This is a genomic window from Mycoplasma sp. SG1 (genome assembly GCF_023612375.1).
Lineage (GTDB): Bacteria > Bacillota_I > Bacilli_A > Mycoplasmatales > SG1 > SG1.
Genome location: NZ_CP076852.1, coordinates 545,116 through 559,338, shown reverse-complemented (window position 1 = coordinate 559,338; position 14,223 = coordinate 545,116). Strand labels below are relative to the sequence as shown.

9 protein-coding genes are annotated in these 14,223 nt (G+C 24.0%); all 9 read left to right on the top strand.

Annotated features, from left to right (window positions below; genetic code table 4):
• Window positions 1-1,741 precede the first annotated feature (1,741 nt).
• The 9 genes from JRW51_RS02540 (at window position 1,742) to thrS (ending at window position 14,187) form a co-directional block, all read left to right on the top strand.
• Window positions 1,742-1,909: a hypothetical protein gene (locus tag JRW51_RS02540; RefSeq protein WP_250328614.1), complete on the top strand. Its 168-nt coding sequence runs from the start codon at window positions 1,742-1,744 to the stop codon at window positions 1,907-1,909.
• Between the two features lie 445 nt (window positions 1,910-2,354).
• Complete coding sequence (locus JRW51_RS02535) at window positions 2,355-2,822, top strand: DAK2 domain-containing protein (protein ID WP_250328613.1); 468 nt, start codon at window positions 2,355-2,357, stop codon at window positions 2,820-2,822.
• Window positions 2,813-4,126 (top strand): hypothetical protein, encoded by a 1,314-nt coding sequence (locus JRW51_RS02530; RefSeq protein ID WP_322948500.1) that lies wholly within the window; start codon window positions 2,813-2,815, stop codon window positions 4,124-4,126. Before JRW51_RS02535 ends, JRW51_RS02530 begins: the two co-directional genes overlap by 10 nt.
• Before the next feature lie 39 nt (window positions 4,127-4,165).
• Entirely contained in the window at window positions 4,166-5,236 is a 1,071-nt protein-coding gene (locus JRW51_RS02525; RefSeq protein ID WP_250328612.1) for a hypothetical protein, read from the top strand.
• A 52-nt stretch (window positions 5,237-5,288) separates the two neighbouring features.
• On the top strand, window positions 5,289-6,167 hold the full coding sequence (rnc, locus tag JRW51_RS02520; RefSeq protein ID WP_250328611.1) for a ribonuclease III: 879 nt from the start codon (window positions 5,289-5,291) through the stop codon (window positions 6,165-6,167).
• A gap of 65 nt (window positions 6,168-6,232) precedes the next feature.
• Window positions 6,233-8,536: an HAD-IC family P-type ATPase gene (locus tag JRW51_RS02515; RefSeq protein WP_250328610.1), complete on the top strand. Its 2,304-nt coding sequence runs from the start codon at window positions 6,233-6,235 to the stop codon at window positions 8,534-8,536.
• 295 nt (window positions 8,537-8,831) lie between these two features.
• A complete protein-coding gene (gene pnuC / locus JRW51_RS02510; protein WP_250328609.1) occupies window positions 8,832-9,776 on the top strand; it encodes a nicotinamide riboside transporter PnuC in 945 nt (314 codons plus the stop codon).
• A gap of 465 nt (window positions 9,777-10,241) precedes the next feature.
• Window positions 10,242-11,684, top strand: coding sequence for a pyruvate kinase (gene pyk, locus JRW51_RS02505; protein WP_250328608.1), 1,443 nt, complete (start codon window positions 10,242-10,244; stop codon window positions 11,682-11,684).
• Between the two features lie 70 nt (window positions 11,685-11,754).
• Window positions 11,755-14,187 (top strand): threonine--tRNA ligase, encoded by a 2,433-nt coding sequence (thrS, locus tag JRW51_RS02500; protein ID WP_250328607.1) that lies wholly within the window; start codon window positions 11,755-11,757, stop codon window positions 14,185-14,187.
• Window positions 14,188-14,223: the final 36 nt, after the last annotated feature.

Genomic DNA, 14,223 nt, shown 5'->3' with positions numbered 1-14,223 from the left:
ATTATTCAATGAATTATTTATAGATAAATATAAATATCTAAGTTTTTAGATATTTTATAATGTTTTTATTTTTTAAAAAATAATTAAAGAAGAGTAAAGCTGATTATTTTTAAATAATTATTTTAACATTTCTTTTTATGAATTTTTTGAGTAATTAAGTAATAAAGTTTATATATTTTTTTATTAAGAAATTACATTAAATATTCAAAATATTAAATCAGTTGGATAAAATTCATTCTGATAAAAATGTAGCTTGAGTGCCTGTTAAAGGATGTACTTGTAATTCTAGAATTTCTATATTGCATACTGACGAGAATATGCCTTTTGTATAACTAGCAATCAATGTAAAACTGCTCTAAGAGATTTAGATTTAGAAGAAGGTGTTGGAGAAATTCTTAAAGAAATTATGGGGAATAACCATATTTAGGAATTTTAATGGATTTAGTAACCACGGTTGGAATTCCCTACGTAAGAGCAATTATGGAAGACGATACTGGTTATGATGTTTTTTGGTATTTTTTTGGCATATTTTATATTTTATGAATCTTTAATGTTGGGATCTAGTTCATTTTTTATATTTTTGTTTCTGTTTTTTCATTTTATATATCTTAATATGAAATAAATATCAAAAATAAAAAAAAGCGAAGATATTATCAACAAAAAAATAAATATATAAGTGTATCACATGAAAAATATTTTTTCTTTTTAAAAAATTATAAAACTTTTTTCTTATTCTATATTATTTTTTTGATTATAATATAAAAAAAAGGGGGTTTAAGAGTTTTAATGAATGTGTTCTGAAACCGCTTAAACACTATTTAACGATGTAAATATGAGATAGTAAATGATATGTTTTGCAATCTATCATACTTTCAAAACAAAATTTTAAAATAAAATTAATAATACTATTATGAAAAATATTTTTTCCTTTTTAAAAAAATGACAATTCTGATATATATTAGCATCTATTTATCATTATTTTATCATAGTTCTTTGTACAGCATTTTTAATATTTATTTATTTAAAATTTCCGAATTACACTAATGTTTATATAACTTTTTCCATATTATTATTATGTTATTCAGTATTATTTTTTGGAATTAAGACTTATATATACATTAAAAAATTAAAACAAATGAAAAATACTAAATTATTGGATTAATTTTTATTCAATATATCTTTAATATAATAAATATTTATTTTCAATTTTAGTCATTCTATCATCAAAATTATTTTCTAATTAATCAAGTTGCTTTGATAAATAAATAATTAAAAACATCTTTTTTAGGGTGTTTTTTTATTTACTTGTCAAAAAACGGACATAACTAAAAGGGCGATTTTGATGAAACTAAAGGAATAAATAGAGGTAGATATAATAAAATTCTTTTTACTTCTTTTCCCTATTTCTAAAATTCTTTTGTTTTAACATAACAAACATAACTTATAGTAAAAATATTTATAAAACAAAAGAAATGAAGTTCAAAATATGTATAGAGTTAGATAGAATTAACCTTTTTGAAAAAGACAAAAACGTCACAGTTTTTACCTCTGATTTTGTAAGCAATTTTATTTATGATATTTTAAAAAATAGTATTGATAAAAATAAAGTTATGAAGTTTAACATCAATAAAATGTCGTTTTGCCTGATCCGTTTACACCTGCAACTAAAATAATAGATGGTTTTTTATCAGATAAATTTAACTGATATTTTTTAACATCAATGAAAGATTTATAATCATTAATGATTTTTTCAATTAAAAATTGATTAATTTCAGCTTCTTTTAAATTATGAATTTTAGTTTCTTTTTTTAACTCATCGATTAAAAATTTAGCAAAGTTGTATTCAACGTTAAAATCAATTAAAAATTATTTAGAAATTAAAAAAGGGGCTAGGGGATTTAATAATTAAAATAAGTAAATAACTTCTTATATTTAGTTATTTTATTTGGTTGACAGATTAAAAAATTACAAAATTACAAAATAAAGTTTTCTATTAAAATCTTATTTGATATAATTTGTAAGAACTTATTTTTTAATTTTATAAAAATATTTATTATTTAAAATAGATTTCAAGATGTTTTTTCATAATTTTTCATAAAGAGAAAATATTTTTCTTGAGAAATTTTTCATTGTTTTTATATTTTGGGATCGTCGTATCGTTTAGAAATTATCAAAATTAAATAATATTTTTAATTGGGATTAGCATATCGTTTTTAATTTAAATAATATAAATAATATAAAAAATAAGAAATTTTTTAAGTATTTAGTTGGAATTTAATAGTATGTTTTGTTCTTTTCAATTTTATTTAACTTAAATATTTTTTCTTTTTTCGAAATTTAAGATCTAATGAACTATGAACGCTATATTATTAAAAAAAGCATTAATTAACGGAGTCAAAAATTTAGTCAATAATCAGACAACTATCAACGATTGTAATTATTTTCCAGTACCTGATAGAGACACAGGAACTAATATGGCAATTACAGCAATCAATGCTTATGTTTTTTTTAATGAATATAACGGCGACGATTGCAAGGTTCTTTTAGAGTTATTTAGCAAAGGCGCTTTTTTTGGTGCAAGAGGTAATTCTGGAATTATTTTATCTCAAATATTTGATGGGATGTATCAAGGTATTAGTGAAAATTGTAAACAAATTACGTATAAAAATCTGACAAAATTATTAAATTATGCTGTTAAAACTTCAAAAAAATCAGTTATAAAAGTTGCAAAATTTAGTATTATTTCAGTTTTATCTAGTGCATATAAGCAATATAAATATAACATCTCAAAAAACGTAATGAAAGATGTTAAATATTTTTAAAATATTTAAAAAAAGAATTAAAGCTAACAGCAAAAGTTTACCCTGATTCAAACGGAGAAAAGGTTTTTGATTCTGGCGCTTTAGGATTTTTTAGGTTTTGGGAAGGTTTTTGTTTTCAATTAGTTGGTAAGGAATTAAATTTTATTACCGATATATCATCTTTTGGGATAAATGCAGATAAACAAAATCAACTTACAAATACAATTAACTTAGCAAGAATAACTGATGATAGTAAAGATCATGGTTATTGTTGTGAAGTTTTAATTGAATCGAAAGATGAAAAACATTCATTTTTTGAAAAAGAAATTTCAACCGTTTTAAAAAAATTAGGAATGGATTCAATTTGTATTGTTAATACCACAAACTTAATCAAATTACACGCACATAGTTTATCTCCTGATTTATTTTTAAAAGAAGCGTGTAAACATGGTCAACTTTTAAAAATTAAAATCGAAAACATGAATTATCAACCTGAATCTCATACTTTATTTTCACAATCTGAAATTGAAACAAATAAAATTCCTTCAGATGCAGAAATAATTAAAGATATAACTTTAGATGATAGTTTTTTACCTTCTAAAACTGATTGTTTAACCGATTTAACAACAAACATTAACGATAAAAAACCAAAGCTTTATATTTTTATTAACAATAACATTATTCACGATTGAATAAAGGAACTTAACTATAAAAATTTAAAGATATTTACATTTAAAAACAATGAGTTAACAGATGATGAACTTACACGGATTGATAAAGAAATTAGGCAAGAAAAAAGTAAAGAAATTATTTTTTTAACAACCATCGATACAATTAATAAATATTTACTTAAAAAGAAAAAAGAATATAAATTAAATAAACAAAGATTATTTTTTATTGATAGTTTAGTTGTTTTATATTTTATAGTTTCTTATTGAAATGCAGATTGAACATTTAGAGAAAATATTCGTGAAATTAATGAATTAATTTCAAACATTGATTATAGTTATATCATCGAAAACAGCAAAAAATTAACGCTCAAATTTAAAAATAAAATTAAAACGAATGACAGTTATTTATTAATTAATGAATTGAATAATGATGTATTATCTTCATCTGATATTATGACTTTATTCGTTAATCAATTAAAAAATATTAAGATTAACAATTCAGAATTTTTAACAATTTTAATTGACGAAAAATATAAAAAAATTAAAAAAAATTTTTTAGATATTATTCAAGACAAAAAATATAAATTAAATGCGATTAAATTTTCATTTGTTAAACTTTATAACTCTAAGTTAATCGAATTCTGCGCAGAGTAATAAAAATAATTGTTCAAATAAAAACCAAAAATTATCTATATGATAGAAAAAGAAAAAGTTTTAGTTCAAAAAAAGAATCCTAAAGATGACCTAAAACCACTTAATAATTCTTTAGACTTTAAATTTCAAGTTCCATCAAAAGTAATAATTTTAGATTCGCTTGGGGGAGATTTTGAACCTATCGAAGCCATTAATGCTGGTCTAAGATTTGCATATGAATGTACAGATTGGAATTTGGTTATTTTTACTGACACTTTAAATCAAAATAAAGCCTATAGTAAACAATCATATCCTTCTAATATTCAGTTTATAGTTTGTGATGAATTTATTGCCCAATCTGATTCTGCTTTAAGTTTTCGTGATAAACCAAATGCAAGTTTAGTAAAAGCTATTAATTTTTTAAGCGAAAAAAAAGCCTCAGCTTTAGTATCAGCTGCAAATAGTTCAGTTTATACATTGTATGCTTATTTAAAACTAAAAAAGGATAATAATATTTCTCCTGTTTTTTTAGGACTTTTGCCATCTAGTAATAAAGCAATTCCAAGATTATTTTTAGATTTAGGAGCAAGTCCGTTCCTTAAACCAAATAAATTAGTTTATCATTTAGACTTTTGTATTAAATATTGTCAAATAATTCATCGCATTGAAACTCCTAAAATAGTTATTCTAGCCAACGGAACAGAAGATAATAAGGGGATTGAGTATATCAATGATTTAATGAAAGAAATAACCAAAAAATACGCAAATAATTTCTCTGGTAAAATAGAAGGTTCAAATATGCTTGTAACCGATGCAGATATTATTATTTGCGAAGGTTGAACTGGTAATATTTCATTAAAATCTCTTGAAGGTGGAGTATTAGGTTTTTTAACTTATTTAAAAGCTAACCTTAAAAAAGAATCATTATTAACTAAAATCGGGTTAAAATTATCAAAAAATTATCTTAAAAAAACAGTTGAGCATTTTACACCATCCGGGGCTTGTTTATTAGGGTTAAATCAAATTTGTATCAAAGCACATGGAAGCAGTAAAGAAGAAAGTATTTATCAAAGTTTAAAATCTTCGGTTGCTTTTATAAAAACTTATGCTGAAATAAATAATGCTAAATAAATTACTATAGATAAACCAAAAAAATTTACTATATAAACAGAACAATAATTAAATGGATAATCAAGACCCATCAATTCCAAAACAACAGATTGGCAAAGAATCAGATAATCATAACAAAAAAAGTAAGTTATCTTATCCTGATCAACATTTTCTTAACAACTCACAACGTCTATTACAACATCTTATTAGTTTAAAAATCGCTAACGTTAAAAAAAATCCGTTTATTTTTCTTTCTGCGTTTATTCATTCATCATATTTAAACGAAAATAAATCGAATTTTTTTTCTCAGTTAAAAGATTATGAAAGATTAGAGTTTATGGGCGATAGCATTTTAAATCACTTAGTTTCAGAATATATTTTTATAAATTATGTCAATTTAAATGAAGGGGAATTATCAAAACTAAGATCTAAATTAATTCAAAAACAAACTTTAATTAAAGCTTCAAAAAATCTTCGCTTAAATGAATTTATTTTTCTAGGATATGGTGAAATTAAGAAAATAAATAAATTTTCAAGTAAAATTTTTTCTGACGTTTTTGAAGCTTTAACAGGGGCTGTTTTTTTGACTTCTGGGATTAGCGGAACGAGAAGTTTTCTTGAAAATTATTTTTTTCCAATGATTAATAAATTATTAATTGAAACTAATAATGAATATCTTGAAGACTATAAAACAAAACTCCAAGAATTCTTTCATCGCTTTAAAGATGTTAAAGTCAAATATACGACAAAAACGGTTAATAATTTCATTTTAGATGATGCTTCAAACTCTAAAAAAAAGTTTTTTATGACAAGTATTATTGTTAATGATGAAGTTGTTGCTTCTGCTTTTGATTTATCAAAAAAATTATCAGAAAAAAAAGCAGCAGAAAAAGCGTATCATAAGCTGTCTAATGATTTAGATTTTATCAAAAATATAAAAACCAAAAATTAAATAATTATTAATATAATTTATTTAGAAAAACTTTTTTACCTATATAGAAATCTAATTTTAATCAAATGTTAGATCTAAAAGACATTAAAACAAAGTCTGATGTTTCCAATCACGCATCAGATGATACAAAGGAACTTAATTTACCTCAATTAAGTCAATCAACAGAAGAAGTCATTTCAGATTCAGATAAAGATCATTGTGATATGTGTTCTGAAGATTCTGACACTGAAAACGAAGGTCTTCACGATAATCATGACGATGATCATAGTCATCATCATGGACATTGTGCCATTAATCCTTCAGATACTGCCAAGTATGGAGCATTTAGAACACGAATTAGTAAAATTGTTCAATTTTATGATAAGTATAGAAACAAATTTCTTTTAGTTTGTTTGCCGTTTTTTTTATGGTTTATGTTTGATTTTATTTTTTTAATTGTAAATAATTTTATCGATAAAAAGCATTTTAATAACATCATTTTTAACTATTTTATTTTAGATTGAATTTCAATTTTTGTTATTTTTTGTTTTCTCCTTATTCCAATTATTTTAAAACTGTTTCTAACCAAAAAAGGGGAACAATTTTCAATTAACAATATTATTGCTGTTTCAAGTCTTCTTTTAATTATTTATTCGATTGTTAATTACATCACACATTTTAACGAACCGCCTAAACATACTTCCGTTATCTTTTTTTCTGCTGGAATTTTAGTTTTTTTATTTGTATTTGGTGAATATTTAGAAGATGTGGTTTTCAAACAAACTAATAACTTTTCAAAAAAAATTAAAGAAATCATCCCAAAAGAAGCAAAATTATTATTTAATAATAAAATTAATAATGTTCCTGTCGAAACTTTAAAATTAAATGATATTGTTGTAGTTCACACTAATGAAATGGTACCATGCGATGGATATATAATTTCAGAACAACCAACAATTTTAAATACAAAATTATGAACAGGCGATGTTTTTCCAAAATCTGCTAAAAAAAATGAATATATAGCGAGTGGAGATATCAATTTAGGACCTGAAATTCAGATAAGGGTAACGAAAAGTTATAAAGACTTTTCCTTGACTTATTTTTTAAATTCTGTTTCTAGTTTTTCTAAACCAAAAGGTTCGCTCAATAAATTAGCAAATAAAATTGGCAAAAAACTATCATACATAATTTTAATATTTGGTGCGTTAACTTTTATAGGTTGGGTAGTTTATGGTTTTATTGCTAAAACAGGTGATGTTGGTGTTGGGCAAATTTTTGTCAACGCTTTCATTATTACTATTTCTGTTTTGGTTGCTTTTTGTCCTTGCGCTTTTGGAATTACAATTCCTTTAATTTCAGTTATTTCAGCAAATAAAGCAAGATTGCATAACATATTAATTAATAATCAAGAGTTAATTAGTAAAGTTTCAAAATTAACGACAATTGTTTTTGACAAAACAGGAACTTTGACAAAAAATGAAATCATGGTTCACAATCTTAATGTTTTCGGAAACAATCAAAAATATTTAAGTTATTTAAAAGCTTTAGAATTGGAGTCATCCCACCCTTTAGCTCATGCATTGTTAAACAATATGCTTCAAGTTAAAACCGCTAAATTAAAAGATAGAAAAGAAAAATTAGGGATTGGCGTTTTTGGAACAACTACTAATGATGAGAAAATATCAGTAACAAGTTATAAATATGCCACTGAAAATTTTCCAAATCTAAAAACAAATCAGATTCAAAATAAAATTGTTATGGTTTTAGATAACCAAATTGTCGTTGGTTTCGATTTTGATCTTCTTTATCGTGATGAAACCTGAGATGCTTTAGAAAAATTAAAAGCCCAAAATTATAATTTATATATCATTACAGGCGATGATCGGATATATGATAAAAAGATAAATTATTATATTAATCCAAATAATATTTTTACTAAAATAAAACCCGCTTCAAAAGCGAAAATCATTGAAAAACTAAAATCTGAAGATAAGCAAAATGTTTGTTATGTAGGAGATGGGGTGAATGATGTTTTAGCTTTAAAATCTGCTGATATCGCAATTGGATTAGGTTCAAGGGTAGATATTTCAAGAATTGATGCTGATGTTATTCTTTCAAACAACAATCTTTTAAATATTTTTTATTTGTTCAAACTTTTAAAATTAACGAATCGATTTATTTATATTTCAATGTTTTGAGCAGTTATTTATAACATTTGTTGTGCCTTGCTTTTAGCATCTGGAGTTATCACTTTGTTTATTTCAGCACCTATTTTACCAGCCATATCATCTTTTTTAATGATTTTTTCAGATATATTTTTATTAATATTTGCAGCTATTTTTGCTTTTTGAAAAATAAAAATAAATCCCTCAAAAAGAAAAGATAAATAAATTGTTTTCAGTCGTTTCAAAAAATAACTAGGTTTTTTATAACCTAGTTATTTTTTTTATTAAAATTAATTTTAGGTATGATTATTCTTTTATAATAAAAGAACTTATTTTAAACTTAAAAATAAGTGATTTTTAAATTTTGTCTTTTTCAGAAAAATAGCAGAAATAATTTTTTATTTCCAGTTTATTTTTATTTTTAATTAGATTTATTTTTTTAAAAAATTAAAATTATTTTTTTAATAGTACTGAAAAAAGCAAAAAAATATATATTTCAAAATTAAAAGGAAAATATTTAATGATTATCAATAAAGCAGATCCAAAATTAGATAATCTTGGTATTAGATTCGTAAACTCTATCAAAAAAGGGGTACGAATGATGATTGAAGATATATTAGATTTACATTGGTTCTTCTGAACTGTTATGCTAACCCTAGCTGTATTATTAGCCGTTAACTCTTTGGTTAATTGGCAATTTATAATCAGCGGAAAAAAGTCAGAAATGTTAGGACCGTGAATTTGACAGTCTAAAAATGGTTGAAATTTCGCAACTGTAATGAGCGTTGTAAGTGTAATATCGGTTGTTACAGGTGTTGTATGTGTTGTGCTTTTAATGAATAGAAAAGTTACAAATTTTTTCTGAGGAGCATTTAATGTATGCTTGATTGGCTTATCTGCTATCTCTACTAATACATGACTGAATTTTCAAAATATGTTTTTCTATATTTTTCCTATCAATGTTTATAGTTATTTTCATTGAAAAAAAGAATTAGGAGAATTTAAAGGTGAAAGCAGGGATATTAAACCTGGTAAGTTGGATAAATTTCAATGAGTTATGCTTGCATACGTTTGAGCTTTATTAACAATATTTTTATACTTTGAAAGCGCTGGATTAAGTTATTTCTTTGACAAAGGTGGGGTTCAAACAGGGACTTCTGCTATCACTAGAAGAATTTTTGATGCTATATCTACATCTATTTTTATTTGTGCCCAAACTTTGGCATTATTTAAAAAAAGAGAGCAATATGCATTATGGTTGCTGTCAGATGTATTTCTAATTTTACTATGAGGACCATGGAAATTTGTACACGATGGGCAATGAGACTTTTCAACATTTAATTTAATGTTTATGTATCTTTTATATTTTGGTACTGCAATAAACGGTTTAATTCTTTGATTTTTACCGCATCTAAAACTTTATAGATCACATCACCACCATCAGATAAAAGAAACGGTAAATTAACTTATATTTACTTAAATATTAGTTGTTCGATAATTTTTATCTTACAACTTCTATTTTTTTATACTATTTGATGTTTTTTTATACTATTTCTTACTTTTTTATTTTTTTATTTTATAATTTTCTATATAAATAAAAAAAATTTTTTTGACCAATATTTTTACTTATTTATCTTGTTTAAAAATTAGAATATATTTTTTTTAATTAATATTAAATGCATATTACTAAATTAAATTATTTTCGTATATTTAAGATGTTGTGATTGTTCGTAGTTATGTACATAAATAAGTGTAGTTGTAATATTGGATTTTTTAAGGATTCAATAAAATTTCAAAAAATCAAGTTAAAAATAATCTAAAAGTTTTTTATAGTAAAGTAATTTAATTTTGGTTCAAAGTTTCAAAAAATTAATAAAATACTTAAATAAATCAAAAATCAAATCAAAGTTTAAAATACATCAATAATAATATGGATGAAATTAAAAAAAATATGTTAAAACGTTATCTTAAATCATCGAAAATTATTGCAACTATTGGACCTGCTTCTGATACACCTCAAATAATTCATGAATTAATAGCCAACGGCGTTGATTGTTTTCGTTTTAATTGTTCACACGGAACTCATGAAGGCATAAAAGATAAGATTGCTAAAATCCGTGAAATTGAAAAAACCTATGATGTTAACGTAGGTTTATTGTTAGATACCAAAGGACCAGAAGTAAGAACTGATACTTTCAAAGATGGTAAAGTTTTATATGAAAAAGGTTCAACTATAAAAATCCATTTAGCAAAAACTGTGGTTGGAGATAAAGAACAATTTTCAGTAAACTACAGTGGTTTAGGAAATGACATTACTCATCGTGATACTAAAATATTAGTCGATGATGGTAAATTTTCACTAAAAATTAAAAAAATTGAAAATGACTATATCATAGCAGTTGCAGAAAATACACATGCATTAACAGATCATAAAAGTGTTACTGCTAAAAACACTTCATTGTCATTAAATTTCTTTTCTGAAAAAGATCAAGCAGATGTTAAATTTGCTTGTGAAAATGACTTTAATTTTGTTGCGATTTCTTTTGTAAAAACACATCGTGATGTTATTACAATTCGTAATTTTTTAAAAGCAAATAATAAACCAAATATTAAAATAATATCAAAAATAGAAACCGCTGAAGCAGTAAGCAATTTTGAATTAATTTTAAAATTTTCAGATATGATTATGATTGCTCGTGGTGATTTAGGGCTTGAAATCCCTTTTTATAAATTACCAGATTATCAATTCAAATTCATCAATTTAGCACTAAAACATCAAAAATCAATTATTGTTGCAACTCATATGTTAGAATCAATGACCAATAATCTTATTCCAACAAGAGCAGAAGCAAATGATGTTTATGTTGCGATTATGCAATGTGCAACTGCTACTATGTTATCTGCTGAAACAGCTTCTGGAAAATATCCAGTTATAGCAGCATCAGCGATGAATAAAATCATTTTTTATACTGAATCTAAATTCTTTAAGTTTAAACAAAGTCAATTTTATAAATGATTTTTACGTTTAAATAACAAGGATATAAATTCTTGATTGGGATTGATTGAAAAATACAATGACATTGGAGCAATTTTTCTAAAAACTTATACAGAAACTGACTTAAAAATTTTAAGCTCTTTCAAGTTACATATTCCAATTTTTATCTTTAAAAATAAAGATTTCAATAATTTAGCATATTTATCTGCTGGCTTTGTTGTTGTAAATGAGCCTAGTGAAAAATTAGAAACAAAAGATGACATAAATAAATTTTTAGTTTCTTATTGTATGAATCACTATTATAAAAATAGCATAAGCAACAACGTTTGAGTTAAAAAAATGTTATTTTATGATGCTGGAAATGTATCATTAATTTAAATTAAAATATTTATTATTTAACAAATAATAGTAATATTAGCAACCAAAAGATGTTATAAAGGAATAAACGATGGACTATCAAAACAAGAATTTATCAAAAGTTATCGTCAATAACGTTGAGTTCTTAATAAGTCGTGATCTTCCTTTCTTTTTTTACTTTTTAAAATTAAATGATCAAAGCAAATCTTTTTTACCTGATTTTATTAAAGAATCGATAAAAAAAGCGAATCATTTTAATTTTAATGAGAAAACCTTAAAACAAATCATCGCTGTTCAGATAAATAACAAGGACACGATTGGAATTGGACAAACTTTATCATTTTATGATAAAACGTTTTGTAATGATCAATCATCAAAAATTTATAAATTAGATTTTATCGTTGATAAAAATGATCTTTCATATTTAGATTTACTAAATAATTCAGCAGGACTACTTGCTTTATTGTTAATTCAACAACATGCTAAAGCAGTTGAATTTAAACCTACTTCTGATCAAGAAAATTATTTTTTTGATCCATACCAATCTTTATTTTTTAATAATAAAGATGAAGAAAGATTTAAAAAACTATTTTCACTTTTTAACATAAAACCGAAAGATTGAGAAAAAAATATTTCTACATTAGTTGAATCTTTTGAAAAACTTTTAATTAATCCATCAGTTCAATTAATTACTAAATCAAAATCAATTAAGCAATTTAAAATTAAGTTCTATGTTATTTCTGATAGTTTAGATAATAGATTTATCAAAAGTTTACAAAAAGATATTGCCCCCATTTTAAAAGCGATTTTAAATTCTAAACATAACTCATTTTTTGATGCTAAATTTTTTAATATTATTTTTGAAGAACATACAAAACAGATTCATTTTCAAAATCAAAAATATGATAATTGTAAACAATTTTGCGGTCATACAATCGTTTTAAAAGAGTCTTGTTTAGGTTCTGTCGTTGATCCTGTTAATAAACCGGTCGTTTTAAATTGTCATGAATTAAGCCATTTTAGTATTTTTAACCATTCTTTTAAAGCAGTTCAAATTACAGACGCAAAGATTTTAAACGCTTTTCAAATCTGTTATGGTAAATCAATTTTAAAACCAGTTTTTGAAATTTCTTTAATTGGAACCTGTGCTCCATCAAAAACAAACTTAAAAGAAAATCTAGATTTATATAATAAAAACGCTTTAATTGATCATCGTTTTTTAGGGAAAGAACTTGATTTATATTTTTTTGAAAAAAATGTTGGACTAGGATTTCCAATTTGACTACCGAATGGAACAATCATTAAAGATAAAATTAAAGTTTATCTAAGAAAAAAATACTTAGAATACGGTTTTCAGTTTGTTAATTCTCCTGTCCTTGGTTCAAAAAATTTGTATTTAAAATCTGGTCATTTAAAACGTTATTACAATTGCATGTTTTCAGAAATTAACATTAAAGATCATGCTCAGTTAGATGGTAATTTTCAATCATTAAATTCAGATATTGAAAATACATTTTTTCTAAGACCAATGACATGTCCTCATCATTGTTTGATATTTAATCATTTAAAACCTAGTTATAAAGATTTACCAGTAAAGTTGGTTGAAGAATCGCCTCTTTTCAGACATGAATATAGCGGAGCATTATCTGGACTTGAAAGAGTAAGAGGGATGGAATTATTTGATGCTCATATCTTTTGTTTACATCAACAAATCGAAAAATTAGTTCTTCAATTACTCCATTTAATTACAGAAGTTTTAAATAAGTTTCAAATTAAATTTTATTATTCCTTAAGTCTTGGTGATAGCGATGATGGAGCAGATAAACATTCTGATTTATGGCATCAATCTGAATTAATGTTAAAAAATTGTCTAGAACAGTTTAAAGCTCAGAAAAAAATTGATTATGTTGTTAATTATGGTGAAGCAGCTTTTTATGGTCCTAAGATCGATCTCCAAATAAATACGATTTGAAATCATGAAATAACAATCGCTACATTACAACTTGATTATCTTCTTCCAACATCTGATCATTTGAATGTCATTTATATTGATAAAAACAACCAACAACAACATCCTGTTTTGATTCATTTCGGGATAATAGGAACTTTTGAACGTTTTATTAGTGTTTTGTTAGAACAGTTTGGAGGACTTTTACCGTTATTTATTTCTCCAGTTCAAATTCAGATTATTCCAGTTTTACAACAAGATGAAAAAATATCACAAAAAATTTCAACCTATTCAAAACATATTTCAAATGTCTTGATAGATGAAGGGTTTAGAGTTAAATATGATGATTCAGAAGAACGTTTAAATTATAAAATTCGTTATGGACAAATCAAAAAAATTCCATATCAATTAATTATTGGTCAAAACGAACTTCATGAAAGCGGTTTTGAAAATCATTTTGAGTTTGAAAATGCTTTAATTTCATTTAGACAATGTCGTAGTAATAAAACCACCAAAGCAAAATTGAGTCATTTTTTAAATAATTTAAAAACCGAAATAAAAACATTTTTATCTTAAATTTTTTAAATTATTTTTGATCCTTTATTAATTAAG